The organism is Kineosporiaceae bacterium SCSIO 59966 (genome assembly GCA_020881835.1).
Taxonomy (GTDB): domain Bacteria; phylum Actinomycetota; class Actinomycetes; order Actinomycetales; family SCSIO-59966; genus SCSIO-59966.
This window is the reverse complement of record CP052876.1, coordinates 1,827,095-1,853,185: the sequence shown is the minus strand read 5'-3', so window position 1 is coordinate 1,853,185 and position 26,091 is coordinate 1,827,095. Positions and strand designations below refer to the sequence as shown.

Here is a 26,091-nt window from a genome sequence, read left to right as displayed (position 1 = left end):
GTGACCGAGCCGGCGGACGTCGTCGCCGCCTGCCGGGCCGCCGGTCTCACCGTCGCGGTGGCCGAGTCGCTCACCGCCGGCCTGGTGGCCGCCCGGCTGGCCGACGTCCCTGGCGCCTCGGACGTGCTGCGCGGCGGGGTGGTCGCCTACGCCAGCGACCTCAAGGCCTCCCTGCTCGGCGTGGACGCCGGGCTGCTGCGCCGCGCCGGCGCCGTCGACCCGCAGGTGGCCACGCAGATGGCCCGCGGGGTGCGGGAGCGGCTCGGCGCCGACATCGGCGTCGCCACCACCGGCGTCGCCGGACCCGACCCCGCCGACGGCCGGCCGCCGGGCACGGTCTACGTCGCCGTCGCCACCGACCGCACCTCCCAGGTGCTCGGCGAGCACCTGCCCGGCGACCGTGCCGCCGTCCGTGCAGCCACCGTCGACCTCGCCCTCACGCTCCTCCTCACCACCGCCACCCGCCCGTAACGGCGCGATCTCTGGAGACTTTCCGGGGTGTCGACGCCGGTCGAGAGCACGGAAAGTCTCCAGAGATCGGACGGCGAGGGGTTGCGGTGGGTGCATATAGCACTACACAGAGTGAAACTCCAGTCTGGTGGAGTTGTCCGGATTGCTCCTAACGTCCGCCTGGCCGGTGGCGGACGGACCGCCGGGGGGCCGGCACCCACCAGGAGGTCCATGTGAGAAGCACAGTGCGGGTCCGGGCGGTCATCGCCGCCGTCGGGCTCGCGGCGCTGCTCGGCGCGCCGGTCGCTGCCGCCACCGCGGCACAGTCGGCGGCGCCGGACGAGCCACCGGGCGTCTCCCAGTCCCAGCGCCAGGCACCGGTCAAGGCCGCGCCCTCGGCCCGGGCGGTCCCCGGCCAGTACATCGTCGTCCTGGACGACGACGTGAGCCCCTCCGGCGTCCGGGCCGCCGCCGACCGGGCCCGCGGGCACGGCGCGACGGTGCAGCGCGAGTACCGGTCCGCGATCAAGGGGTACGCGGCGCGGATGACCCCCGCCCAGCTCGCCAGGGTGCAGGACGACCCGCAGGTGGCCTACGTCGAGGTGGACCAGGTCGTGCAGGCCAGCACGACGCAGAACGACGCCACCTGGGGCCTGGACCGGATCGACCAGCGCAACCTGCCGCTCAACGGCACGTACACGTACACGCCGACCGGCGCCGGCGTGAAGGCGTACGTCATCGACACCGGTGTGCGCGCCGGGCACACGGACTTCGGCGGCCGGGTGACCTCCGGCTACAGCGCCGTCAACGACGGCCGGGGCACCGACGACTGCAACGGGCACGGCACGCACGTGGCCGGCACCGTCGGGGGCTCGACCTACGGCGTGGCCAAGGGCGTCACGATCGTCCCCGTCCGGGTGCTGGACTGCCAGGGCAGCGGCACGAACTCCGGTGTCATCGCCGGCGTCGACTGGGTCACGGCGAACCGGTCCGGCCCGTCGGTGGCGAACATGAGCCTCGGCGGCGGTGCGTCGACCGCACTGGACGACGCCGTCAACCGGTCGATCTCGGCCGGCGTCACGTACGTGGTCGCCGCCGGCAACGACAACCAGAACGCCTGCAACAGCTCCCCGGCCCGGGTGCCGAACGCGGTGACCGTGGGCGCCACCACGAGCAGCGACGCCCGCGCGAGCTTCTCGAACTACGGCAGCTGTCTCGACGTGTTCGCCGCCGGCAGCTCGATCACCTCCGCGTGGCACACCTCGAACACCGCGACGAACACCATCAGCGGGACGTCGATGGCCAGCCCGCACGTCGCCGGCGTGGCCGCCCTCTACCTGCAGGGCAGCACCGGCGCGAGCCCCGCCACCGTGACCGACGCGATCACCAGCACCGCCACGACGGGGGTGCTCACCGGGATCGGTTCCGGCTCGCCGAACCGGCTGGTGTACTCGCCGCTGACCGGGTCCGGGGGCGGCGGCGGCACGCCCGCACCGTCCGGGTGCGACGCCACCACGGCCACCTACACCGGCACGCTGTCCGGCAGGGGTGACTACGACATCCAGCCGAACGGCACCTACTACTCCTCGGGGACTTCCGGCACCCACGTCGGCTGCCTCACCGGCCCGTCCAGCGCCGACTTCGACCTGTACCTGTACAAGTGGAACGGGTCGCGCTGGGTGGTCGTCGCCCGTAGCGAGTCGGTCACGTCGACGGAGACGATCAGCTACTCGGGCACCGCCGGCTCGTACTACTGGGAGGTGTACTCCTACTCCGGCTCGGGCTCCTACACCCTGGAGACGGCCCGGCCGTAGCCACCTGCGCAGTCGGCAGTTCCTGTGCGGCTCAGCTCCCGGAACACCGTTGGTGCTCCGGGAGTTGAGCCGTACGTGGTACCGAACCGTGCTCACCCAGCGGACCGCGCGCTCACCGTCCCCCCGTCGGGGTACCGTGGTGCCGATCCGGCAGGCAAGAAGCCCGGGGAGGGGAGGCGTGTCGTGGTCCTGCTCCGTCGCGAGATCGGCGACGTCCTCCGCGACGCTCGCCAGCGCCAGGGTCGCACCCTGCGCGAGGTGTCGTCCGCCGCGCGTGTCTCCCTCGGCTACCTCTCGGAGGTCGAGCGCGGGCAGAAGGAGGCCTCCTCGGAGCTGCTGTCCTCGATCTGCGGCGCACTCGACGTCCCCATGTCGATCGTGCTGCGTGAGGTGACCGAGCGGGTGGCCCTCAGCGAGGGCACTGACCTGCAGCCGCTGTCCGTACCGGACACGGTCCCGGTCGACCTGGCGGACGGGATGGCCTCTGGTGGTCTTGTCGGTGCCGGCGTCCCCTGAGCCCGGCAGTCCCTGAGCCCCGGCAGTCCCTGAGCCCCGGCCGTCCGTGAGCCCGGCTACTCGGCGGGACCGCCCGGCAGCGGTCCCTCCTGGCAGCGCGGGCAGTAGAACGCGACCCGCTCCTGCGGCGCCGCACCGAGCGGCGCCACCCGCACCGTCGTCCCGCACCGGCGGCACGGCCGCCCTGCCCGCGCGTGCACGTACTGCCGCCTGCCCGGCCGGCTGTCCCCGGTCGTGGTCTGGAGCGCCGACCGGGCGCTGAGCGCGATCATGTCGCGAACCCGGTCGACCACCACCCGCGGGTCGGCCAGCGAGCCGACCGGCGTCCACGGGGTGACGCCGAGCACGAACAGCACCTCGGCCATGAAGAACGTCCCCACGCCGGCCAGCACCCGCTGGTCCAGCAGCGCCTCCCCGACCGGGCGCCCCGGGTCGGCGGCCAGGTTCGCCGCCGCGGTCGCCGCGTCCCAGGTCGGACCGAGGACGTCGGGGCCGAGGTGGCCGACGAGCGTCTCCTCCTCGGCGGTCGCCACCAGGTCCAGCATGCCGAGGTCGTGGCCGACCGCCGTCCACTCCCGGTTCGCCAGCACGGCCCGGACGCCGGACGCCGGCCCGCCCGCTGCCCGTCCCTGCCCGGTGCGGTGGACGTGCCACGAGCCGTCCATCCGCAGGTGGCTGTGCAGCGTCACCGCAGGTGCGCCCGGGGCTGCCGCGATCCGCACCAGGACGTGCTTGCCGGTGCTGGCCACCGCGTCGACCCGGCGCCCGGTCAGGTTCACCGTGGCCAGCGAGGGCCAGCGCAGGTCGACGCGCACCAGCTCGCGCCCGGCCAGCGCCTGGTCGAGGCGCCGCGCGGTGCGCCAGACGACGTCTGCCTCGGGCATCTCGCCTCACCCCTCCGGTGTGCTGGGCGGCCCCGTGCCGGGCGGCCGCTCCTGCGGGCTGGCCCCGCCGAAACCCGGTGACCATCGTCCCTGGACCCCCGCCGCCGCCGCGGCGCAGGGTGGGGGCATGGACATCTCGCAGCTGGAGCACGTCGCCCGGGCCATGGTCGCTCCGGGCAAGGGCATTCTCGCGGCGGACGAGTCGAGCCCGACGATCGCCAAGCGGTTCGCGGCGGTCTCGGTCGCGTCGACCGAGGAGAACCGCCGCGCCTACCGGGAGCTGCTCTTCACCACCCCCGGCCTGGGCGAGCACATCGGCGGGGTCATCCTCTTCGACGAGACCCTGCGGCAGCAGACCTCGGACGGCGTCCCGATGGCCACCGTCATCGAGCGCGCCGGGATCGTCCCCGGGATCAAGGTGGACAAGGGGGCCAAGGCGCTCGCCGGGTTCCCCGGTGAGCGGGTCACCGAGGGCCTGGACGGCCTGCGGGACCGGTTCGCCGAGTACGTCGAGATGGGCGCCCGGTTCGCCAAGTGGCGGGCGGTGATCGACGTCTCGCCCGACGTCCCCACGCCGTTCGGCGTCCACGCCAACGCCCACGCGCTGGCCCGCTACGCGGCGCTGGCCCAGGAGGCGGGGCTGGTACCGGTCGTCGAGCCGGAGGTGCTGATGGACGGCGACCACTCGATCGAGCGGTGCGCGGAGGTCACCGAGGAGGTGCTGGCTGCCGTGTTCAGCCAGCTGCACGCCCACCGGGTGGTCCTCGAGGGCATGGTGCTCAAGCCCAACATGGTCATCTCCGGGTTGCAGGCCGAGCACCGGGCCGGACCCCAGGAGGTCGCCGAGGCGACGCTGCGGGTCATGCTGCGGCACGTGCCGGCGGCTGTCCCCGGCATCGCGTTCCTGTCCGGCGGGCAGACCGAGCCCGAGGCCACCCACCACCTGTCGCTGATGAACCGGATCGGCGGTGCGCCCTGGGAGCTGAGCTTCAGCTACGGCCGCGCGCTGCAGCAGACCGCACTGCGCACCTGGGCCGGTCGGCCGGAGAACGTCGCGGCCGCCCAGCAGGCGCTGCTGCGGCGAGCCCGGCTCAACGGGCTCGCGCGCTCGGGCCGGTACGACCCGGCGGACGAGGCCGCCTGACGGCGAGCGCTCCACCCAGGAGCCGCGTGCCGCGAGTCCCGGGCGCAGGGTCGAGCCGGGGTCAGGCCCGCAGCCGCAGTCCGCGCGGAGTGGCGTGGAACCCGGCGGCCTCCAGCGCGCCCGCCAGCGGATGGCCCCCGGTGAGCACGCCCTCACCGTCGGTGCGCTGGACGGTGAGCCGGCCCAGCGCGCCGTCCCGGACGGCGCGGGCGAGGGCGTCCGCGGCGGCCCGCAGCTCGCCCGGGTCCTCGCTCCAGGTGAGCAGGGAGCGGCCGCCGCGCTCGACGTACAGGACCAGCCGGCCGTCGACGAGGACGACGAGCGCGCCGGCCTTGCGGCCCGGCTTGTGCCCGGTGCTCAGCGACTGCTCGCGCTCGGGCCACCCCAGCGCCGCGCCGTAGGGGTTGGCCGGGTCCGCCGCCGCCAGGACGACGGCACCCGCCGACAGGACGACGGCACCCGCTGCCGGGTCGGCACTTGCCACCGCGTCGGTGTCTGCCCCGGCCCGCAACCGGTCCACCGCCCCGGCGGTGGCGAACTGGGCCGCGCCGAGACCCTCGACGAAGTAGCCGCGCCGGACCCGGCCCGCCTCCTCCATCGCGGCCAGCACCCGGTACACCCCGGCGAACCCTCCGGAGATCCGCTCCGCGGCCACGGCGCCGCGGGTCAGCACCCCGTGCCGGTCGAGCAGCACCTCGGCGGTCGCGTGTGCCCGCGACGTCGCGTCACCGGACACGGCGGGCAGCGCCGACCAGCGGCCCGCGGCCGACGGTGGGCCCTGCCGGCTCGGCAGGGCCGGACGCCGCGCGTACCGGGCCCGGGGCGCGGGCCGCCGGCCTCGGTGCGCCGTGCGGCCCCCGGACAGCCGGGCCCGCAGCGGCGCGAGGGTGTCGTTGGTCAGGTACCCGGCCCACAGCAGGTCCCACAGCACCTCGGTGAGCGCGGCGTCGTCCGTGGACCCCACCGCGTCGGACAGCCCCCGGAAGAAGTAGGCACCGCCCCCGGCGAGAGCGTCGAGCACCGCCCGGTGCGCCGGACCCGGGTCGAAGGCGTCGTCGGGCCCGGGCAGGGTGAGCGCCGCCGTCTCGGCCAGGTGCAGCGACACCCACCCGTCGTGCCCGGGCAGCGCGCCGTGCCCGCACCACAGCACCTCCCCGGCGGCGGTCAGCTCGTCGAGCATCGCGGGGGAGTACCCCTGCACCCGCGACGGCAGGACCAGCGTCTCCAGGGCGCTGGCCGGCAGCACCGCCCCCGCGAGCTGCTCGGCGACTCGCAGCACGCTGTCCACCCCGCGCAGCCGGCCGCGGCTGGTCGACCCGACGCCCTGCCAGGCGGGCAGGAACCGGGCCAGTGCCCGCGGCGGCACCGGCTCGACCTCGGCCCGCAACGCCGCCAGCGACCGGCGGCGCAGCACCCGCAGCACCTCGGCGTCGCACCAGTCGACCGCGCCAGGGTGCTCCTCCAGGGTGCGCCGGGACTCCGGCGGCAGCAGCTCGCCGGAGACGACCCGGCCGGCCCGCTCCAACCGGGCCAGCGCGTCGGTCACGACGGCGACGCCGACACCGAGCCGCGCCGCGACCGCGGCCGCGGTAAACGGCACGTGGGTGCGCGCGTAGCGGGCCACCAGGTCGGCGACCGGGTCGGCGACCGGCGCGGTGAACGCCTCCGGCACCCCCACCGGCAGGGGGACGCCGAGCGCGTCCCGCAGCCGCCCGGCGTCCTCGACCGCCGCCCACCGGTCCTGGCCCGCGACCCGGACCTGGATCACCCGGCGGGTGGTCGCCAGCCCGGTGAGCCACCGCACGACGTCCGCGCCGGCGACCGACCGGCTGGCCACCTCCTGCGTGCTGAGCGGGCCGAGCACCCGCAGCAGGTCGGCGACGTCCTCGGCGTCCCGGGACCGACGTTCGGGGGCCAGCCGCTGGAGCTCGGCGTGGGTGCGTTCGACCGCCGCCGGGTCCAGCAGGTCCGCCAGCGCCGCTCCCTCGCCGCGGCCGAGCAGCTCGGCGAGCAGGGACGGGTCGAGCGCCAGCGCCGCGGCCCGCCGCTCGGCCAGCGGGGAGTCGCCCTCGTAGAGGAACTGTGCGACGTAGCCGAACAGCAGGGACCGGGCGAACGGTGAGGGCTGGTCGGTCGTCACCTCGACCACCCGGACCCGGCGCGCGGCGAGGTCGCGCATGAGCGCGACCAGACCGGGGACGTCGAAGACGTCCTGGAGCACCTCGCGCACCGCCTCCAGCACGATCGGGAACGACGGGTAGCGGCTGGCGACCTCGAGCAGCTGCGCGGCCCGCTGCCGCTGCTGCCACAGCGGCTGACGGCGGTCGGGTCGCCGGCGTGGCAGCAGCAGGGCCCGGGCGGCGCACTCACGGAACCTGGCAGCGAACAGAGCCGACCCGCCGAGCTGCTCGGTGACGAGCTGCTCGACCTCCTCGGGCGCCAGCAGCAGGGAGTCCACGACGTCGGGCACCGAGCCGTCCTCCAGGTCGAGGTCGGGCAGGCGCAGCACGATCCCGTCGTCGGCGGGCATCGCCTGCACGTCGACGCCGTGCCGCTCACGCATCCGAGCCGCCACCGCCAGCGCCCACGGTCCGTGCACCTGCGCGCCGAGAGGGGAGTGGACCACGACCCGCCAGTCGCCCAGCTCGTCGCGGAAGCGCTCCACCACGACGGTCCGGTCGTCCGGCACGTGCCCGGTCGCCTCGGCCTGCTCGGCGAGGTAGGCCAGGAGGTTGTCGGTCGCCCACTCGTCCAACCCGGCCGCACCGACCCGCGCCCGCGCGGCCTCGTCGTCCAGGGACAGCACCTCCCGGACGAAGCCGCCGAGGGCGCGGCCCAGCTCGGCCGGCCGGCCGAGGGCGTCCCCGTGCCAGAACGGCAGCTTGCCCGGCTGCCCGGGTGCCGGGGTGACGAGCACCCGGTCGTGGGTGATGTCCTCGATCCGCCACGTGCTCGCGCCGAGGGTGAACACGTCCCCGACCCGCGACTCGTAGACCATCTCCTCGTCGAGCTCACCGACCCGCCGGCCCGGCCCCTCGCCGGTGGCGAGGAAGACGCCGTACAGCCCCCGGTCCGGGATGGTCCCGCCGCTGGTCACCGCGAGCCGCTGGGCGCCGGGGCGCCCGGAGAGCACCCCGGTGACCCGGTCCCACACGATTCGCGGGCGCAGCTCGGCGAACTCGTCGCTGGGGTAGCGCCCGGACAGCATGTCGAGCACGGACTCCAGGACGCCGCGGGTGAGGCTGGCGAACGGCGCCGCCCGGCGCGTCGTCTCCAGCAGGTCATCCACCGTCCAGTCGTCCATCGCCGTCATCGCCACCACGTGCTGGGCGAGCACGTCGAGCGGGGTCGCCGGCACCCGCAGCGCCTCGATCTGGCCGGAGCGCATCCGCTCGGCGACGACCGCGGTCTGCACGAGGTCGGCGCGGTACTTCGGGAAGACCACCCCCCGGCTGACGGCGCCGACCTGGTGACCTGCGCGCCCGACCCGCTGCAGGCCGCTGGCCACGCTCGGCGGGGACTCCACCTGGACGACGAGGTCCACGGCTCCCATGTCGATGCCGAGCTCGAGGCTCGAGGTGGCGACCACCGCCGGCAGCCGGCCGGACTTCAGCTCCTCCTCGATGAGGGTGCGCTGCTCCCTGGACACCGACCCGTGGTGGGCGCGGGCCAGCACCGCCGGGGCACCGGTCGACGCCCCGGCCTGCGCCATCACCTGCGCGGGCGCCGTCTCACCCGGGGCCGGCAGCCGCTGCCCCTGCCGCTCGGCCCACACCTCGTTGAGCCGGGCAGTGAGCCGCTCGGCCAGGCGGCGGGAGTTGGCGAACACCAGTGTCGAGGAGTGCGCCGCGACGAGGTCGACCACCCGCTCCTCGACGTGGGGCCAGATCGACGTCCGCCGCTCGGGCCCGGCGGCCGGGCCGGTGAGGTCGTCGGTGACCTGGCCGAGCTCGCCCATGTCCGGCACCGGGACGACGACGTCCACCTCGATCCGCTTGTCCGCCGGGGGCTGGACGACCACCACCCGCCGTCCGCCCGCCGTCCCGTCACCGGGCGGGCGGGCGCCCCCGAGGAACCGGGCCACCTCCTCGACCGGACGTACCGTCGCGGACAGCCCGATCCGCTGCGCCGGGCGTTCCAGGCGCGCGTCCAACCGCTCGAGGGACAGCGCCAGGTGCGCGCCCCGCTTCGACCCGGCGAGCGCGTGCACCTCGTCGACGATGACCGTCTCCACCCCGGCGAGCACCTCACGCGCCCGGGAGGTGAGCAGCAGGAACAGCGACTCCGGGGTGGTGATCAGCACGTCCGGAGGGGTCCGGGTGAGGGCGCGTCGCTCGTCAGCGGGGGTGTCCCCGGAGCGCAGGGCGACCCGGACCTGCGGCACCTGCTGGCCCAGCCGGGCCGCCGCGTGTTGGATCCCCGTCAGCGGCGCTCGCAGGTTGCGCTCGACGTCGGTGGCCAGCGCCTTGAGCGGGGAGACGTACAGCACCCGGCAACGGTGCTCCCGGTCGGTGGGCGCGTCGGCGGTGACGACCCGGTCCAGGGCCCACAGGAACGCCGACAGCGTCTTGCCCGACCCGGTCGGGGCGACGACCAGCGCGTGGTCGCCGCCGGCGATCGCCGCCCACGCCCCCTCCTGAGCCGGGGTGGGCGCCGCGAACGCCCCGCGGAACCACTCGCGGGTCGCCGGGGAGAACCGGTCCAGGACGTCGGGCACCCGCCGATTGTCGCCTCCGGCACCGACAGTGCGCCCCGCTGCCCGGGTGGGCCGCGCCGCCGTGCGATCCTGCCGTGGTGCGGCACTCCGACTTCTGGCGGCTCATGGACGACGAGTTCGGCCCCGAGTACGCCCGGACCCTGGCCGGGGACCAGGTGATCGCCGGCCTCGGCGAGCGCACCGCCCGCCAGGCCCTCGAGGACGGCGTCCGGCCCCGGGACGTGTGGGCGGCGGTCTGCGAGCACATGCACGTGCCCGCCGACCGGCGGTTCGGGCGCGACCCGCGCGCCGCGCGCAGGTGAGCACCCAGGAGCGTTCGGCCGAGGCCGCGCAGGCCCGGCTCGCCCTCGTGCAGACCCGCACGGTGCGGGTGCTCGTCACCAGCCAGGTCCTCGGCGGCGTCGGGGTGGCCAGCGGTATCGCCGTCGGCGGCCTGCTCGCCGAGCAGGTGTCCGGGTCGACGTCCCTGGCCGGGTTCGCCCAGACCTTCACCGTGCTCGGGGCCGCCCTGCTCGCGCTGCCGCTGGCCCGGGCAGCGGACCGGCTGGGACGCCGCGGGGCCCTCGCCCTGGGCTACGGCCTCGGCCTGCTCGGTGCCGCGCTCGCCGTCGTCGCCGGCGTGGTCTCCTCCTTCCCGCTGCTGCTCGTGGCCGCCGCCCTGTTCGGCGGCGGGACGGCGTCCAACCTGCAGGCCCGGTACGCCGCCACCGACGCGTCCTCCGCGGCCACCCGCGGGCGCGCCCTGTCCGTCGTCGTCTGGGCCACCACGATCGGCGCCGTCGCCGGCCCGAACCTGTCCGGCGTCGGCGGCCGGCTCGGCGTGTCGCTGGGCCTGCCGTCCCTCGTCGGCCCGTACCTGTTCTCGGTCGTCTCGTTCCTCACCGCCGCACTGGCGATCGGTCTGCTGCTGCGCCCCGACCCGTTGCACGCGGCGCGTGCGGCCCACCAGGCCAGCGGTGTCGTGCCGCACCGGCCACGTCCGAGCCTGCGGGAGACGCTGCGCACCGTGCAGGCCGCTCCGCGTGCCCGGCTCGGGATGGCCGCCGTCGCGGTCGGCCACGCGGTGATGGTCGGGGTGATGGTGATGACGCCGGTGCACCTGAACCACCACGGGGCCTCGCTGACCGTCGTCGGGGTCGTCATCAGCGTGCACGTGGCCGGGATGTACGCGCTGAGCCCGGTGATGGGCTGGCTGTCCGACCGGCTCGGGCGGGTGCAGACGATCGTCATCGGTCTGGCGGTCCTCGCCGTCTCCGTGCTGCTCGGCGCGCTCGCCGCCCCGGGTGACCACCTGGCGCTGGGAGTCTCGCTGTTCCTGCTCGGCCTCGGCTGGTCCGGCACGCTCGTCGGCGGGTCGACGCTGCTGTCCGAGTCGGTCCCCGTCGCCGCCCGCACCGGTGTGCAGGGCGCCTCCGACCTCGTCATGGGGCTGGCGGGGGCCGCCGCGGGGGCCCTGGCCGGGCCCGTGCTCGCCGCCGGCGGCTACCCGGTGCTGACACTGGCTGCCGGGGTGCTGCTCGTCCCGGTGGCCGTGCTGGCTCTGCGCCGGGTCGGAGACCGACCTACAGCACTGCTTTGAGGAAGTCCTTGGTCCGCTGCTCCTGCGGGGCCGAGAACATCACGTCCGGCGGGGCGTCCTCGATGATCCGACCATGGTCGAACATCAGCACCCGGTGGGAGACCTCCTGGGCGAACTGCATCTCGTGGGTGACGATGAGCATCGTGATGTCGGTCGTCTGTGCGATGTTGCGCAGCACGTTGAGCACGTCGCCGACGAGCTCGGGGTCAAGAGCGGAGGTCACCTCGTCGAGCAGCAGGATCTCCGGGTCCATCGCCAGTGCGCGGGCGATCGCGACCCGCTGCTGCTGACCGCCGGACAGCCGGGTGGGGTGCTCGTCGACCTTGTCCCCCAGCCCGACCAGGTCCAGCAGCTCCTTGCCGCGGGTCACGGCCTCCTCCTTGGACTGGCCCAGGACGTGGATGGGCGCCTCGACGATGTTCTCGATCACCGTCATGTTCGGGAACAGGTTGAACTGCTGGAACACCATCCCGATTCGCTGGGCGATCCTCGCCACGTCCTTCGGCTTGCGACGGACGCGCCGTCCGTTGCGCTGCTCGTAGGTGAACGGCTCGCCGTCGATGTAGATGTAGCCGTCGGTCAGGTCCTCCAACGTCATCACGAGCCGCAGGATCGTCGTCTTGCCGGACCCGCTGGGCCCGATCAGGGTCACTCGCTCGCCCTTGTCGACCTGGAAGTTCAGTCCGTCGAGCACAGTGGTGCGACCGAACCTCTTGACGACGTCGTCGAACGTGATGACGGGAGTGCCGGAATCAGTAGCGGGCAAGACGTGCCTCCAGTTTCCGCAGGCCCACGGACGTGGGGTAGCTGGCGGCCAGGAAGATGAGGCCTGCCAGCGTGAAGGCCTCGATGTACACGAAGGTGCGGGATCCGTACAGCTCGGCCCGAGCAACCATCTCGAGCACCGAGATCACGATGAGGAACGGCGTGTCCTTGAACATCGAGATCACCCACGTCCCGAGCGCGGGCAGCGTGGTGCGCAGCGCCTGCGGGATGACGATCCGCACCCAGGTGCGCCGCCGCGGCAGCGACAGCGCGGTCGCGGCCTCCCACTGGCCCTTCGGGACGGCGTCGATCCCGGAGCGGTACACCTCGGCCATGTACGTGGCGTAGTGCACCCCGAGGACGCCGATCCCGATCCACAGCGGCGGCCAGGTCGGGAACGTGTAGTAGACGAAGAGCAGCTGGATGACGATCGGCGTCATCCGGATGAACTCCATCACGGCGTGCACCGGCTTGGCGACCACCGCCGGGGCCGACCGGCGCATGACGGCGACCACCAGTCCGAGTACAGCGGCGATCGCGGACCCGACCACGGTTGCCAGCAGTGTCACCTCGACGAAGGACTCGAGCAGCATCGGGAGCACCTCGGCGGCGCGCTCCCAGCTCCAGATGTCACCCATCACGTCACCTCGCCCGCGTGCGCAGCCGGGTCCCGTGGCCGGAAGACGTCACGTAGCGGCGGACCGGTGCCGAGCCGGTTCTTCGCCCGGATCTCCAGCGCGTTGGCCAGCAGCACGATCAGGTAGGCGATCGCGAAGTACATCACCATCCCGACGCCGTAGGAGAAGAACGTGTCGTTGGTCCGCTGGCGCAGCTGCTCGGTGACGAACGTGATGTCGTGCATGAGGATGACGTAGGCGACCGCGGTGCCCTTGAGCAGCATCACCGCGAGGTTGCTCAGGGACGGGATCATGATGGCCCACGCCTGCGGCCAGATGACTTTCCTCATCCGCCGCACCGGCGACAGGCTGAGGGCCACCGCCGCCTCCCACTGGCCCTTGGGAACCGAGTTGATCGCCCCGCGCACCACCTCGGCGCCGTAGGCGCCGTAGTTCAGGCCCAGGGCGAGGACGCCGGTGAACAGCGAGGTCAGCGTCAGGCCGAGCTGGGGCATCACGTAGAACAGCCAGAACAGCTGCACGAGCAGTGAGGTGCCGCGGAAGAACTCGATGAGCACCCGGGCCGGGCCGCGCACCACCGGGCTGTGGTGGCGCGCGGCCAGGCCCAGGACCACTGCGATGACGAATGCCAGCGTGGCACCGCCGACGGTCAGCTGCAGGGTGACGAGCAACCCGTCAGCCAACCTCGGCAGCATCGTCTCCAGTGCGGTGAGGTTGTCGCTCATGGTGTCGGGTGCCTACCCGATCTCGCCGGCGCAGAGCTCCTCGGTGGTGAACTCCCCGGTCGGCCGCTCCTCGGCGGTGAAGCCCCAGTCACCGACGACGTCGAGGTAGGTCTCCTCGTCGCCCACGATCTCCGCGAGGTGCTCGTTGTAGGCGTCGCGCAGCTCCTCGTCCTCCTGGCGGAAGACGGTGCCGCCGGCGCCGTACTGCTCGACGCCGTCGATCTCGGCGACGAACGACTCGGTGACCTCGACGGCGTCCGTGCCGGAGTTCTCCACCATCCAGTTCAGTGAGATCCCGGTCAGGGCGAAGACGTCCGCGCGGCCGCTCGTCACGGCGTCCATGCCGTCCTGCGGGTTGCCGACCAGAACCGGCTCGATGCCGAGGTCGTTCGCGTAGTCGGCCTCGATCGCCCCGCGCATGGCGGCCATCGTGACGTCGGACTCGCCGATCGACTGCATGTCCGTGAGGTCGTGCGGGTTGCCGGCCTCGACGAGCAGGGCGGTCGTGTACTGGAACTCGGGGTCGGAGAACAGCGCCTGCTCGCACCGCTCCGGCAGGATCGACATGCCGGCGGCGACGATGTCGAAGCGGCCGGCGTTCAGGCCCTGGATGAGCTGGCCGAACTCGGCCTGCACACCCTCGACGTTGTCGATGCCCAGCTCGCCCCAGATGCGCTCCTGGAGGGCGACCGAGGCACCCACCAGCTCGCCCTCGTCGTTCGTGAAGCTGTACGGAGCCTCACCGGCGAAGCCCACGGTGATGGTGCCGGCCTCCTGCAGCTCGGCGAGGCGGCCCTCGCCGCCCTCGGCGGTGCCGTTGCCGTCGCCGCTGTCTCCGCAGGCGGCGAGCACCAGAGCCAGCGCTCCACCGGTCACTGCCATCACGCCGCGGCGGCGTGTTCGTGCGCTCATCATGGTCCCTTCGGTTTGAACGAGGCACGGCCTCCCGTCACGCGCGACGGTCGCGCGCACCGGACGGATGTCGCCCCGAATGGTCATGGGCGGGTTGACCGTAGGCGGTGCCCCCGCGCCCTCCCAAGTCGGCGAAGACCGGCGACGGGACGTCTCCAGGGGTGGCCGTCCGCCGCGTGACCTGCGGGTTTGGTACGTGAACGTGGGGGGCCGTCGCAGAGGATGATCGTTACCGAATAGTGACCGACGGACACGGTCTGGTGGGTCGAAGCCGCGTCCAGGGGCGGACCGGGAAACGCCTTCGCGGGATGTCGGGCCCCGGGGTTAGGGTGCGGAACCGTGCGACCACCCGTCGAGGCGAGCAGCGAGGCCAGACCTGCCGGGGCCGGTTCACCACCTCCGTCCGGGGACGCCGACGTGCTCATCGAGGCCCGGAACCTGACCAAGCGGTTCGGCGACTTCACCGCCGTCGACGGGATCGACGTCCGGGTTCATCGCGGCGAGGCGTTCGGCTTCCTCGGGCCGAACGGCGCCGGGAAGTCCTCGACGATGCGGATGATCGGCTGCGTGTCCCCGCCGTCCGGTGGTGACCTGCGGATCCTCGGGATGGACCCGCGCACCGACGGGCCCGCCATCCGCGCCAGGCTCGGCGTCGTCCCGCAGCGGGACACCCTCGACGAGGAGCTGACGGTCGAGGAGAACATCCTCGTCTACGGCCGCTACTTCGGGCTGCCCCGCGCCCTGGTGCGTGAGCGCGCCCGTGAGCTGCTCGAGTTCGCCCAGCTCACCGAGCGTGCCGGCGCCAAGGTGGAGCCGCTGTCCGGCGGGATGAAGCGGCGGCTGACGATCGCGCGGTCACTCGTCAACGCCCCGGAGATCCTCCTGCTCGACGAGCCGACCACCGGGCTCGACCCGCAGGCCCGGCACGCCCTGTGGGACCGGCTGTTCCGACTCAAGCGCTCCGGCGTCACCCTGGTGCTCACCACGCACTACATGGACGAGGCGGAGCAGCTGTGCGACCGGCTCGTCGTCATGGACCGCGGCCGGATCGTCGCCGAGGGCTCTCCGCGCTCGCTCATCGAGCAGTACTCGACCCGGGAGGTGCTCGAGCTGCGGTTCGCCGTCGACGACCACGCCCCGCTCGCCGCCGCCGTCGACGGTCTGGCCGAGCGGGTCGAGGTGCTGCCCGACCGGCTCCTGCTCTACACCGACGACGGCGACGCCGCCACCGCTGCCCTGCACCAGCGCGGCATCGAGCCGCTGTCGAGCCTGGTGCGCCGCAGCACGCTGGAGGACGTCTTCCTGCGGCTCACCGGTCGGACCCTGGTCGACTGATGAGCGCCCCGACCCTGCCCGCGCGCGGAACCGCCGCGGCCGTCGTCCACCGCCCCGGGAGGATGTGGCCGCGGGCGCTGTCCTACTGGCTGCTGAACTACCGGCGGACCTGGCGCGGGTCGGTGGTGTCGAGCTTCCTCACCCCGCTGCTGTTCCTCGCCGCGATGGGCTTCGGGCTGGCCACCCTCGTCGACCGCGGCCCGAACGACGCGCTGGGGGTCCCGTACGTCTCCTTCATCGCCCCCGGGGTCCTCGCCGCCACCGCGATGCAGACCGCCGTGGGGGAGTCCACGTTCAGCGTCATGGGCGCGATCAAGTGGCAGCGGCAGTACCACGCCATGCTCGCCGGCCCGATGGGTGTCACCGACGTGCTCGTCGGCCACCTCGTCTACGTCGCGCTGCGGGTGCTGGTGACCAGCGCGGTGTTCCTCCTCGTCGCCGGGGCCCTCGGGGTGCTCCTGTCATGGTGGGTGGTGCTCGCCCTGCCGGTCGCCGTCCTCACCGGGATGGCCTTCGCGACCCCGGTGTTCGCGTTCGCCGCCACCACCGAGTCCGACGCCGGGTTCAACGTGCTGTTCCGGTTCGTCGTCATGCCCCTGTTCCTGTTCTCCGGCACGTTCTTCCCGATCAGCCAGCTGCCCGGCGTTCTGCAGCCGGTCGCCTGGTTCACCCCGCTGTGGCACGGGGTGTCGGCGAGCCGGGCGCTGTCCCTGGGGACCGCGGAGGTGCTGCCGGTGCTCGGTCACGTGCTCGTCCTGGCGGTGTGGACGGCGGGCGGCTTCCTCCTCGCCCGGCGCGCCTTCCGCTCGCGGCTGGAGGTGTGAGGTGAGCGTCCCGGTCGCCACCCGGCTGGCCCGCGCCGTCCCACTGCCCGCCGGGGCCGGGATGGCCCGCACCCTCGTCGAGCGCAACCTGCGCGCCTTCCGGCACGGCTGGATCACCTTGGTGTCCGGGTTCTTCGAGCCGGTCTTCTACCTGTTCTCCCTCGGGGTGGGGCTCGGCTCCCTCGTCGGCGCCGTGACGACCGACTCCGGCGCCGAGGTGCCCTACGCCGCGTTCGTCGCCCCGGCGCTGCTTGCCGCCTCGGCGATGAACGGCGCGGTCTACGACTCCACTTTCAACGTCTTCTTCAAGCTGAAGTACGCCAAGCTCTACGACTCGGTGCTGGCCACCCCGCTCGGTCCGCGTGACGTCGCGGTCGGGGAGATCAGCTGGGCGCTGCTGCGCGGCCAGGTGTACGCGGTGGCGTTCCTCGTCGTCGTGGCGGTGGCGGGTCTGGTCGAGTCCTGGTGGGCGTTGCTCGCGCTGCCCGCCGCCACCCTCATCGGGTTCGCGTTCGCCGGCGTCGGCATGGCCGCGACGACGTTCATGCGCAGCTGGGTCGACTTCGACTACGTCCAGCTCGCCATCCTGCCGATGTTCCTGTTCTCCGCGACGTTCTTCCCGCTGTCGACGTACCCGGACTCGCTCCAGCTCGTCGTGCAGGCCACGCCGCTGTACCACGGGGTGGCGCTCGTGCGCGACGTCATGATCGGCCAGCTGCACGTCGGCCTGCTCGGCCACGTCGCGTACCTCGTCGTCATGGGGCTGGTCGGGTTCTACGTCACCGGCCGGCGGCTGGAGCGGCTGCTGCTGTCCTGAGAGGGGACCGGCGCCGGTCGGTGCAGGACGGCCGAGGAGGGCCGGACGACGAGGGGCCCGTCCTCGTCGGCAGTGGCGGTGCCGTCGACGACGAGGGTGAAGCCCTCGGGCTCGGCAGGGGGGTAGGCGAGGGTGACGTCGGGGCGGGCGCCGGCGTTGGCGCGGGTCCGGCGTCCGGGCTCGGCCACCCGCAACCCGGCTGCGGTGAGCTCGGGGACGACGGCGACCACGTGCACCCGGGCGTCGTCGGAGACCGTCATGAGATAGGCCCACGGGCGGTCGGCGAGCGCTTCGGCGAGGTCCTCGAGCGGGACGGGGATGGTCACCCGGCCACTGTAGGCACCGTCGGCCGCGTCGCGGCGTGTCGCCCGACGCTCGAACACCTGTACGTCCTAGGGTTGTGCACAACCCGGGCCGGGTGCTGTCGTCGTCCACAGCGGCGGTCCTCGTGCCGGGCGGTGTCGGTGGCGGCGGTTAGCGTCCCCGACGATGAAGACCCCAGCAGCCACGACAGCGAAGACCCCAGTAGCCACCGCAGCACGGACCATGCAGCCCCGGCGCTCCGCGCCGCCGACCAGAGGTGAGGCCATGCCCGCTCCCGCAGACCGTGAGAAGGCGCTCGACACCGCTCTCGCGCAGATCGACCGACAGTTCGGTAAGGGCTCCGTCATGCGCCTCGGCGACGACGTGCGTCCTCCGGTCGAGGTCATCCCCACCGGGTCGATCGCCCTCGACGTCGCTCTCGGCATCGGCGGCCTGCCCCGCGGCCGGGTCGTGGAGATCTACGGCCCGGAGTCCAGCGGCAAGACGACCGTCGCCCTCCACGCGGTCGCCAACGCGCAGAAGGCCGGCGGTATCGCGGCCTTCATCGACGCCGAGCACGCCCTGGACCCGGAGTACGCGAAGAAGCTCGGTGTCGACACCGACGCCCTCCTGGTCTCTCAGCCGGACACCGGCGAGCAGGCCCTGGAGATCGCGGACATGCTGATCCGCTCCGGGGCGCTCGACGTCATCGTCATCGACTCGGTGGCCGCGCTCGTGCCCCGCGCGGAGATCGAGGGCGAGATGGGGGACAGCCACGTCGGGCTGCAGGCCCGGCTCATGTCCCAGGCGCTGCGGAAGATCACCGGCGCGCTGAGCCACTCCAAGACCACCGCCATCTTCATCAACCAGCTGCGCGAGAAGATCGGTGTGATGTTCGGTTCCCCCGAGACCACGACCGGGGGCAAGGCGCTGAAGTTCTACGCATCGATCCGGCTGGACGTCCGCCGGATCGAGACGCTCAAGGACGGCAGCGAGCCGGTCGGCAACCGGACCCGCATCAAGGTCGTGAAGAACAAGATGTCGCCGCCGTTCAAGCAGGCGGAGTTCGACATCCTCTACGGCGTCGGCATCTCCCGGGAGGGTGGTCTGATCGACATGGGTGTCGAGCAGGGCTTCGTGCGCAAGTCCGGCGCCTGGTACACCTACGAGGGCGACCAGCTCGGGCAGGGCAAGGAGAACGCCCGCGCCTTCCTGCGGGACAACCCCGACCTCGCCGACGAGCTGGAGAAGAAGATCAAGGAGAAGCTCGGCGTCGGGCCGCGTCTCGACGCGCCGGCTGACGCGCCGGTCGACCCGCCGGTCGACTTCTGAGCCGTCCGGCGCCACGGTTGACACCGCAGATGAGCAGAAGAGCGCGCAGGTGAGCACGGGACCGCGCGGTTCCCGGGGCCGCCGGCCGGCCGAGGAACCACCGCAGTCGGGACCAGCGGCCGCCGACCCCGAACCGGACCCGGAGTCGGTCGCCCGCGCCATCGCCCTGCGCCAGCTCACCGCAGCACCCCGTACGCGGCACCAGCTGGCCGAGGCCATGGCCCGCCGCGACGTCCCGGAGGACGTCGCCGACAGGGTGCTCGACCGGTTCGAGGAGGTGCGCCTCGTCGACGACGCCGAGTACGCCCGGACGTGGGTGCGGTCCCGTTCGGCGGGCAAGGGCCTGGCCCGCCGGGCCCTGGCCCAGGAGCTCCGCCACCGCGGGGTCGACGACGACACGGTCCGGGAGGCGCTCGACGAGCTCGAGCCGGACGACGAGCTGCGCACTGCCCGGGCCCTCGTCGAGCGCCGGCTGCCGGCCACCCGGGGGCTCGACCGGGAGCGGCGTATCCGGCGCCTCGCCTCGATGCTCGCCCGCAAGGGCTACCCGCCGGGGACGGCGATCGCGGTCGTCCGGGACGCTCTCGCCGCGGAGGCGCAGACGTCGGCCGGCGAGGACCCCGGTGCCGGCCTGGCCCACGACGCGGGCAACGCCGGTGAGGCCGGCGAGGCCTTCGGTCCGGACCATCCGCCGGGTCTGGCCGCCGACGACGGGTGACGCCGAGGTAGCCTCCCAGAACGGTAGGCAGCTGGCAGGAGGTGCGCCGTGGCGGATCTCGCCGGGATCGTCGTCCTCGTCCTGGGACTGCTCGTCGCCGCTGCCCTCACCGTGCTGGCCCGGCGGGAGGCACGGGCCCTGCACGCTCGCGCCGAGCGCGAGGTCGCCGAGGCCCACGCCCGGGCGCAGGAGCTGCTCACCGAGACCCGCACCGAGCGTGAGCGTGCCGACCGCGAGCTCGCCGCCCGGGAGCGTCGGCTCGCCCAGCGGGAGGCCCGGCTCGTCGAGGCGGTCAACCGGCTCGACGCCGACCGCCTCGAGCTGGAGCAGGCCCGTCGCCGGCTCGAGGCCGACCAGGCCGCGGCCCGCCGGGACGCCGAGGAGCAGCGCGCGGCCCTGGACGCCGAGGAGGCCGAGCGGCGCGCCGCCTGGAAGGTCGCCGACGAGGCGCGGCGCACCGAGCTCGAGCGCGTCGCCGGACTGACCGCCGAGCAGGCCCGGGCCGAGGTCGTCTCCGAGGTGCGGGACTCCGCTCGCCTCGAGGCGCTCGGCACGGTCCGCCGGATCGAGGAGGAGGCCCGGCGCGACGGGGAGGCGATCGCCCGTCGGATCGTGGCGGACGCCGTCCAGCGGGTCGCCTCGGACCAGACCGCCGAGTCCGTCGTCAGCGTCGTCCACCTGCCGAACGACGAGATGAAGGGACGGATCATCGGCCGGGAGGGCCGCAACATCCGGCACTTCGAGGCCGTCACCGGTGTCAACCTCGTCGTCGACGACGCGCCCGGTGCGGTCCTGCTCTCCTGCTTCGACCCGGTGCGCCGCGAGCGGGCCCGGTTGGCGCTGGAGGCCCTCGTCGCCGACGGCCGGATCCACCCCGGCCGGATCGAGGCGGCCGTCGAGGCCGCGGACGCCGACCTCGCCCGGGCCATCGAGCGGGCCGGTGCCCGCGCCGTCGAGCAGGCCGGGGTCACCGGGCTGCACCCGGAGCTCGTCCGCACCCTCGGCGCCCTGCACCTGCGCACCTCCTACGGGCAGAACGTGCTCGCGCACCTCGTCGAGAGCGCCCACCTCGCCGGCGTGATGGCCGCCGAGCTCGGGGTCGACGTCGCCCTGGTCAAGCGCTGCGCGCTGCTGCACGACATCGGCAAGGCGCTCACCCACGAGGCCGAGGGCACGCACGCCGCCGTCGGCGCCGAGCTGGCGCGTCGCTACGGGGAGTCGGACGACGTCGTGCACGCCATCGCCGCCCACCACGACGAGGTGCCGCCGCAGACGGTCGAGGCGGTGCTGACCCAGGCCGCGGACGCCTGCTCCGGCGGGCGGCCGGGCGCCCGCCGCGAGGCCCTGGAGACCTACGTCGAGCGGCTGCACCGGCTCGAGGAGATCGCCGGGTCCCGGCCGGGGGTGGAGAAGGTCTACGCGATGTCCGCCGGCCGTGAGGTCCGGGTGATGGTCCGCCCCGAGGAGGTCGACGACCTCGCCGCGGACCTGCTGGCCCGCGACATCGCCCGCCAGGTCACCGAGGAGCTCACCTACCCGGGGCAGATCCGGATCACTGTCGTTCGCGAGTCCCGGGCGACCGCGACTGCGACGTAGCGGTGGGGGCGGACCCGCCCCTGGTGTCCACCCCGCCGTCCCGGGTGCCCTCGTCGAGGTTCACCGGGGCGACGTCCCCGCCGCCACCGCTGCGCGAGCGGGACAGCACCCGCTCGGTGAGCACCGCCAGCCGGGAGACGAGGAAGTTCACCGTGATGTAGATGGCGGCGGCGACGAAGAAGACCGAGAACAGGTACCGGTTGCCGAAGAAGTCGCGCAGGTTCTGCACCGACCGCAGCAGCTCCAGGTAGCCGACGATGTAGCCGAGTGAGGTGTCCTTGAGCAGCACGACGAGCTGGCTGACCAGGGACGGCAGCATCTGCCGGACCGCCTGCGGCAGCAGGATCATCCGCAGCGTCTGGAAGTGGGTGAGCCCGATCGCGTACGCCGCCTCCGTCTGGCCCTTCGGCAGCGACAGGATGCCGGCCCGCAGGATCTCGCCCATCACGGCGGCGTTGTAGATCGTCAGCCCGATGACGACGGCCCAGAACAGCGACACCGGCAGCAGCAGCGCGCCGGCGAGCATGAGCAGCACGACCGGCAGCCCGCGAAACAGCTCGATGACCACCGCGGTGGTACGCCGGACGAACCCGTTGCGCGACATCCGCAGCACGGCCAGCACGACGGCGAGGACGCCGGCGAGCACCGCGCCGGTGGCGGCCGCCTGCAGCGTGGCGAGCAGCCCCCGGCCGAGGAACTCCCACACGTCGGTCCGCTCGACGAAGATGTCCCAGCGGTCGGCGTCGAAGAGCCCGCGAGAGCTGAACTGGACGAGGACGAAGGCGGCGACACCGGCCAGCACCAGGGCACCGGCGACGGTGCCGACCTGGATCAGCCGGCGGGTGCGGGGGCCGGGCTCGTCGTACAGGACCGAGCTCATCGGGCGAACGCCGCCTTCCGCTCCGCCCAGCCGGCGAGGACGCCGGCCGGGATCGTGATGAGCAGGTAGAACAGGGCGACCCCGAGCAGCACCCAGGGGACCTGGTCGGACAGCGAGTTCGACAGCCGGCGCCCGACGTTGAACAGCTCCGCGACGAAGAACCCGCCAGCCACCGACGTGTTCTTGGTCAGCGCGATGAAGATGTTGATGAGCGGCGGGATGACCGTGCGGAACGCCTGCGGCAGGATGATGTGACGCAGCGACTGGCCGAACGTCAGGCCGATGGAGCGGGCCGCCTCCGCCTGCCCCACCCCGACCGAGTTCACCCCGGAGCGGACCGCCTCGCAGACGAACGCCGCGGTGTAGACGGTCAGGGCGACGACCGCCGAGGAGTAGAACGGCACCTGGATGCCGACCTGCGGCATGACGAAGACGGTGAAGAAGAACACCACCGTCAGCGGGGTGTTGCGGACCGTCTCGACGTACCAGGCGCCGGCGAGCCGCAACGGCGGGATGGGCGAGACGCGGAACGCCCCGAGCACGGTGCCCAGCACCAGGGCCAGGGCACCGGACACGACCGCCAGGCTCAGCGTCGTCGTGAAGCCTTCCCAGTACAGGTCGGCGTTGTCGATGATGGCGTCCACGTCACCTCCTCGGCGCGGTCCGGCGACGTCCCGGGCCCGACGGACGGGCCCGGGACGTCGTCCAGGTCGTCAGTACCGGTCGACCGCCGGCGGCTCCGGGGTCTCCAGGACGGTGCCCGCGGTCTTCTCCCAGGCCTCCGCCCAGGCGCCGTTCTCGTAGGACTCCTCGAGGACGTCGTTGATGAAGTCGCGGAAGGCGTCGTCGCCCTTCTGCAGGCCGATGCCGTACGGCTCCTCGGTGAAGGGCTCCCCGACGATCTTGAACTCACCGGGGTTCTGGTCCACGAAGCCGGACAGGATGACGTTGTCCGTCGTCACGGCGTCCACCTGGCCGTTGCGCAGCGGCTCGAGGCAGTTGCCGTAGGCGTCGGTGAGCGACAGCTCCGCCTCGGGGAAGTTCTCCCGGATGTTCTCCGCCGGGGTCGAGCCCTCCACGGTGCAGACGGTCTTGCCGGCCAGGTCCTCCGGGCCGTTGATGTCGGTGTTCTCCTCGAGCACGAGGAGGGTCTGGCCGGCGACGAAGTACGGGCCGGCGAAGTCGACCCGCTCCTTGCGGGCGTCGTTGATCGTGTAGGTGGCGACGACGATGTCGACGCGGCCCTCCTCGATGAACGACTCACGGTTGGCCGAGACGGTCTCGACCCACTCGATGTTCTCCGGCTCGATGCCCAGCTCGGCGGCGATGAGCTTGCCGATCTCGACGTCGAAGCCCTCCGGGTCACCGCTGGGGCCGCGCAGGCCGAACAGCGGCTGGTCGAACTTCGTGCCGATGGTGATGGAGTCGGCCTCGGCGAGCTCGGCCATGGTGGTGCCGGCCTCGAACTCGGGGCTCTCCTCCACCTCGGTGACGGGCTCGTCCTCCCCGCCTCCGCAGGCGGACAGGGTCAGGGCCGCGACGGCCAGGCCGGCGGCGAAAGTGCTGCGACGGAACCGCATGAGGTGGTCCTCCAGTGTCGGTGTGCGGGTGGTTCGGACGGCGCCAGTGCGGCTGCGCCCGCCGTGGGTGAGCATCTCAGTGGGTCAGGATCTTCGACAGGAAGTCCTGCGCCCGCGGGGACTGAGGATTGGTGAAGAACTCGTCGGGGGTGCTGGTCTCGACGATCTCGCCGCCGGCCATGAACACGACGCGGTTCGCCGCGCGGCGGGCGAACCCCATCTCGTGGGTGACGACGATCATGGTCATGCCCTCCTGGGCGAGGTTCGTCATGACGTCGAGCACCTCGTTGATCATCTCGGGGTCGAGTGCCGACGTGGGCTCGTCGAAGAGCATCACCTTGGGGTCCATGGCCAGGGCCCGGGCGATCGCGACGCGCTGCTGCTGGCCGCCGGAGAGCTGGGCCGGGTACTTGTCCGCCTGGTCGGCCACGCCGACGCGCTCGAGGAGCTGGCGGGCCCGCTGCTCGACGGCGTCCTTCTTCTGCCGTCGCACCTTCAGCGGACCGAGCGTCACGTTCTCCAGCACGGTCTTGTGGGCGAACAGGTTGAAGGACTGGAACACCATGCCGACGTCCGCGCGCAGCCGGGCGAGGTCCTTGCCCTCCTCCGGCAGCGGCACGCCGTCCAGGGTGATCCGGCCGGACTCGATGGGTTCGAGCCGGTTGATGGCTCGGCACAGCGTGGACTTGCCGGACCCCGACGGGCCGATGACGACGACCACCTCACCACGGTGCACGGTGAGGTCGATGTCCTTGAGGACGTGCAGGTCGCCGAAGTGCTTGTTGACCTTCTCCAGCACGACGAGGGGCTCGGACATGGTGCGGAACCTAGCGTTCCGGACAGCCTGAGCACACCATCGCGCCGAGATCAGGCCCCGACTGTGACCATCCCGCAACCTCCCCGGTGATCATGCAATCCCGCCACCCTGCCCCCTCCCCTCGGTGATCATGCAATCCCGCCACCCTCCCCCCTCCCGTCGGTGATCATGCAATCCCGCCACCCTCGTGCGCGGCCTCGGCCCCGGCCCGGACGACGTACCCTGGACGGCGCCATGACGACCCCCCGCAGCTACACCGTGCGCACCTTCGGGTGCCAGATGAACGTCCACGACTCCGAGCGCCTCGCCGGCCTGCTCGAGGACGCCGGGTACGTGCCGGCGACCGACCCGGACGCCGCGGACGTCGTCGTCCTCAACACCTGCGCCGTCCGGGAGAACGCGGACAACAAGCTCTACGGCAACCTCGGCCACCTCGCCCCGCGCAAGGCCGGCCGGCCGGGGATGCAGATCGCCGTCGGCGGCTGCCTGGCCCAGAAGGACCGCGACACGATCGTGCGGCGCGCCCCGTGGGTCGACGTCGTCTTCGGCACGCACAACATCGGCTCGCTGCCGGCGTTGCTCGAGCGGGCCCGGCACAACGCGGAGGCCCAGGTCGAGATCCTCGAGGCGCTCGAGGTGTTCCCCTCCACCCTGCCGACCAAGCGCGACAGCACGTCGTCCGGGTGGGTGTCGATCAGTGTCGGCTGCAACAACACCTGCACGTTCTGCATCGTGCCGTCGCTGCGCGGCAAGGAGAAGGACCGCCGGCCCGGGGACGTCCTCGCCGAGGTGCAGGCGCTCGTCGACGACGGCGCCGTCGAGGTCACCCTGCTCGGGCAGAACGTCAACACCTACGGCGTCGAGTTCGGCGACCGGGAGGCGTTCGGCAAGCTGCTGCGCGCCTGCGGCACCATCGACGGCCTCGAACGGGTCCGGTTCACCAGCCCCCACCCGGCGGCGTTCACCGACGACGTCATCGCCGCCATGGCCGAGACCCACAACGTCATGCCGCAGCTGCACATGCCGCTGCAGTCCGGCTCGGACCGGGTGCTGCGCGCGATGCGCCGCTCCTACCGGTCGGCGCGGTTCCTCGACATCCTCGACCGGGTGCGGGCGCGCATCCCGGACGCCGCGATCACCACCGACATCATCGTCGGGTTCCCGGGCGAGACAGAGGAGGACTTCCAGGCCACCCTGGACGTCGTGGAGCAGGCCAGGTTTGCCCAGGCCTTCACTTTTCAGTACTCCCGCCGACCGGGGACGCCGGCCGCCGACCTGCCGGACCAGCTCCCGAAGACGGTGGTCCAGGAGCGCTACGAGCGGCTCGTCGCCCTGCAGGAGCAGATCTCCTGGGAGGAGAACCGGGCTCAGGAGGGGCGGGAGCTCGAGGTGCTCGTCTCGGTGGGAGAGGGGCGCAAGGACGACGCCACCGCGCGGCTGACCGGCCGGGCCCGCGACGGTCGGCTCGTGCACTTCGCGCTCGGTGACGCCGCCGAGGTGCCGCGGCCCGGCGACGTCGTCACCGTTCGGGTCGACTACGGCGCTCCGCACCACCTTGTTGCCGACGGCGGGGTCATCGCGCTGCGCCGAACCCGGGCCGGGGACGCGTGGGACCGGCGGCAGGCCGACACCTGCGGCGTCCCGGCGACCGCGGCAGCGGGTGCCGCGGCGGGAGGTCCGGTCCCGCTGGGGCTGCCCACGCTGCGCCACTGACCCGTTGTGCCGCCGCCCCGCTGACCCGCTGA

General features: G+C 73.1%; 24 protein-coding genes. 13 read left to right on the top strand and 11 right to left on the bottom strand.

Annotated elements, in window-relative coordinates; translation table 11 throughout:
* The 3 genes from HJG43_08585 (at window position 1) to HJG43_08575 (ending at window position 2,780) form a co-directional block, all read left to right on the top strand.
* Complete coding sequence (locus HJG43_08585) at window positions 1-471, top strand: nicotinamide-nucleotide amidohydrolase family protein (protein UER54583.1); 471 nt, start codon at window positions 1-3, stop codon at window positions 469-471.
* Window positions 472-683: 212 nt separating this feature from the next.
* The gene (locus HJG43_08580) at window positions 684-2,264 is read left to right on the top strand and encodes a S8 family peptidase (protein UER54582.1); all 1,581 of its coding nucleotides are present in this window, start codon (window positions 684-686) and stop codon (window positions 2,262-2,264) included.
* 183 nt (window positions 2,265-2,447) lie between these two features.
* Window positions 2,448-2,780, top strand: coding sequence for a helix-turn-helix transcriptional regulator (locus HJG43_08575; GenBank protein UER54581.1), 333 nt, complete (start codon window positions 2,448-2,450; stop codon window positions 2,778-2,780).
* A gap of 56 nt (window positions 2,781-2,836) precedes the next feature.
* Here the strand turns inward: HJG43_08575 and HJG43_08570 are convergent, their stop codons facing one another.
* A complete protein-coding gene (locus HJG43_08570; GenBank protein ID UER54580.1) occupies window positions 2,837-3,664 on the bottom strand; it encodes an Fpg/Nei family DNA glycosylase in 828 nt (275 codons plus the stop codon).
* A 127-nt stretch (window positions 3,665-3,791) separates the two neighbouring features.
* Here HJG43_08570 and HJG43_08565 point away from each other — a divergent pair, with 127 nt between their 5' ends.
* On the top strand, window positions 3,792-4,808 hold the full coding sequence (locus HJG43_08565) for a fructose-bisphosphate aldolase class I (GenBank protein UER54579.1): 1,017 nt from the start codon (window positions 3,792-3,794) through the stop codon (window positions 4,806-4,808).
* A 61-nt stretch (window positions 4,809-4,869) separates the two neighbouring features.
* Here HJG43_08565 and HJG43_08560 read toward each other — a convergent pair whose 3' ends face one another.
* Window positions 4,870-9,525: an ATP-dependent helicase gene (locus HJG43_08560; GenBank protein UER54578.1), complete on the bottom strand. Its 4,656-nt coding sequence runs from the start codon at window positions 9,523-9,525 to the stop codon at window positions 4,870-4,872.
* Window positions 9,526-9,602: 77 nt separating this feature from the next.
* Here HJG43_08560 and HJG43_08555 point away from each other — a divergent pair, with 77 nt between their 5' ends.
* Window positions 9,603-9,827 carry a DUF3046 domain-containing protein gene (locus HJG43_08555; GenBank protein UER55841.1) on the top strand — a complete coding sequence of 75 codons (225 nt, stop codon included), beginning with the start codon at window positions 9,603-9,605 and terminating at the stop codon, window positions 9,825-9,827.
* The gene (locus HJG43_08550; protein UER54577.1) at window positions 9,824-11,104 is read left to right on the top strand and encodes an MFS transporter; all 1,281 of its coding nucleotides are present in this window, start codon (window positions 9,824-9,826) and stop codon (window positions 11,102-11,104) included. The genes HJG43_08555 and HJG43_08550 overlap by 4 nt, the downstream gene beginning before the upstream one ends.
* Here HJG43_08550 and ehuA read toward each other — a convergent pair.
* The 4 genes from ehuA to ehuB are packed head-to-tail and all read right to left on the bottom strand — an operon-like array spanning window position 11,088 to window position 14,114.
* Window positions 11,088-11,870 carry an ectoine/hydroxyectoine ABC transporter ATP-binding protein EhuA gene (ehuA, locus tag HJG43_08545; protein UER54576.1) on the bottom strand — a complete coding sequence of 261 codons (783 nt, stop codon included), beginning with the start codon at window positions 11,868-11,870 and terminating at the stop codon, window positions 11,088-11,090. The genes HJG43_08550 and ehuA overlap by 17 nt on opposite strands.
* Window positions 11,857-12,507 carry an ectoine/hydroxyectoine ABC transporter permease subunit EhuD gene (ehuD, locus tag HJG43_08540; GenBank protein UER54575.1) on the bottom strand — a complete coding sequence of 217 codons (651 nt, stop codon included), beginning with the start codon at window positions 12,505-12,507 and terminating at the stop codon, window positions 11,857-11,859. The genes ehuA and ehuD overlap by 14 nt, the downstream gene beginning before the upstream one ends.
* Entirely contained in the window at window positions 12,507-13,232 is a 726-nt protein-coding gene (gene ehuC / locus HJG43_08535) for an ectoine/hydroxyectoine ABC transporter permease subunit EhuC (GenBank protein ID UER54574.1), read from the bottom strand. The genes ehuD and ehuC overlap by 1 nt, the downstream gene beginning before the upstream one ends.
* Window positions 13,233-13,244: 12 nt before the next feature.
* On the bottom strand, window positions 13,245-14,114 hold the full coding sequence (ehuB, locus tag HJG43_08530; protein UER55840.1) for an ectoine/hydroxyectoine ABC transporter substrate-binding protein EhuB: 870 nt from the start codon (window positions 14,112-14,114) through the stop codon (window positions 13,245-13,247).
* 369 nt (window positions 14,115-14,483) lie between these two features.
* Here ehuB and HJG43_08525 point away from each other — a divergent pair, with 369 nt between their 5' ends.
* The 3 genes from HJG43_08525 to HJG43_08515 all read left to right on the top strand — a co-directional run bounded on the left by HJG43_08525 (window position 14,484) and on the right by HJG43_08515 (window position 17,120).
* Window positions 14,484-15,479: an ABC transporter ATP-binding protein gene (locus HJG43_08525; GenBank protein ID UER54573.1), complete on the top strand. Its 996-nt coding sequence runs from the start codon at window positions 14,484-14,486 to the stop codon at window positions 15,477-15,479.
* A gap of 62 nt (window positions 15,480-15,541) precedes the next feature.
* Window positions 15,542-16,303, top strand: a complete 762-nt coding sequence (locus HJG43_08520; GenBank protein ID UER55839.1) for an ABC transporter permease — start codon at window positions 15,542-15,544, stop codon at window positions 16,301-16,303.
* A gap of 61 nt (window positions 16,304-16,364) precedes the next feature.
* The gene (locus tag HJG43_08515; GenBank protein UER55838.1) at window positions 16,365-17,120 is read left to right on the top strand and encodes an ABC transporter permease; all 756 of its coding nucleotides are present in this window, start codon (window positions 16,365-16,367) and stop codon (window positions 17,118-17,120) included.
* On the opposite strand, the gene HJG43_08510 is transcribed toward HJG43_08515, so the two are convergent.
* The gene (locus HJG43_08510; GenBank protein UER54572.1) at window positions 17,078-17,446 is read right to left on the bottom strand and encodes a pyridoxamine 5'-phosphate oxidase family protein; all 369 of its coding nucleotides are present in this window, start codon (window positions 17,444-17,446) and stop codon (window positions 17,078-17,080) included. The genes HJG43_08515 and HJG43_08510 overlap by 43 nt on opposite strands.
* A gap of 262 nt (window positions 17,447-17,708) precedes the next feature.
* On the opposite strand from HJG43_08510, the gene recA reads away from it, so the two are divergent.
* The 3 genes from recA to rny all read left to right on the top strand — a co-directional run bounded on the left by recA (window position 17,709) and on the right by rny (window position 21,069).
* Window positions 17,709-18,755: a recombinase RecA gene (gene recA / locus HJG43_08505; GenBank protein ID UER54571.1), complete on the top strand. Its 1,047-nt coding sequence runs from the start codon at window positions 17,709-17,711 to the stop codon at window positions 18,753-18,755.
* A gap of 217 nt (window positions 18,756-18,972) precedes the next feature.
* Window positions 18,973-19,473 carry a RecX family transcriptional regulator gene (locus tag HJG43_08500; GenBank protein UER55837.1) on the top strand — a complete coding sequence of 167 codons (501 nt, stop codon included), beginning with the start codon at window positions 18,973-18,975 and terminating at the stop codon, window positions 19,471-19,473.
* A gap of 48 nt (window positions 19,474-19,521) precedes the next feature.
* The gene (gene rny / locus HJG43_08495) at window positions 19,522-21,069 is read left to right on the top strand and encodes a ribonuclease Y (protein ID UER54570.1); all 1,548 of its coding nucleotides are present in this window, start codon (window positions 19,522-19,524) and stop codon (window positions 21,067-21,069) included.
* Here rny and HJG43_08490 read toward each other — a convergent pair.
* The 4 genes from HJG43_08490 to HJG43_08475 form a co-directional block, all read right to left on the bottom strand.
* Complete coding sequence (locus tag HJG43_08490) at window positions 21,026-21,949, bottom strand: amino acid ABC transporter permease (protein ID UER54569.1); 924 nt, start codon at window positions 21,947-21,949, stop codon at window positions 21,026-21,028. The genes rny and HJG43_08490 overlap by 44 nt on opposite strands.
* The gene (locus tag HJG43_08485; GenBank protein ID UER54568.1) at window positions 21,946-22,593 is read right to left on the bottom strand and encodes an amino acid ABC transporter permease; all 648 of its coding nucleotides are present in this window, start codon (window positions 22,591-22,593) and stop codon (window positions 21,946-21,948) included. The genes HJG43_08490 and HJG43_08485 overlap by 4 nt, the downstream gene beginning before the upstream one ends.
* A gap of 69 nt (window positions 22,594-22,662) precedes the next feature.
* On the bottom strand, window positions 22,663-23,529 hold the full coding sequence (locus HJG43_08480) for a glutamate ABC transporter substrate-binding protein (protein UER54567.1): 867 nt from the start codon (window positions 23,527-23,529) through the stop codon (window positions 22,663-22,665).
* Between the two features lie 76 nt (window positions 23,530-23,605).
* Window positions 23,606-24,346, bottom strand: a complete 741-nt coding sequence (locus tag HJG43_08475) for an amino acid ABC transporter ATP-binding protein (GenBank protein UER54566.1) — start codon at window positions 24,344-24,346, stop codon at window positions 23,606-23,608.
* 234 nt (window positions 24,347-24,580) lie between these two features.
* Between HJG43_08475 and miaB the strand changes: the two genes are divergently transcribed.
* Window positions 24,581-26,059 (top strand): tRNA (N6-isopentenyl adenosine(37)-C2)-methylthiotransferase MiaB, encoded by a 1,479-nt coding sequence (gene miaB / locus HJG43_08470; GenBank protein UER54565.1) that lies wholly within the window; start codon window positions 24,581-24,583, stop codon window positions 26,057-26,059.
* The last annotated feature ends 32 nt before the right edge of the window (window positions 26,060-26,091 follow it).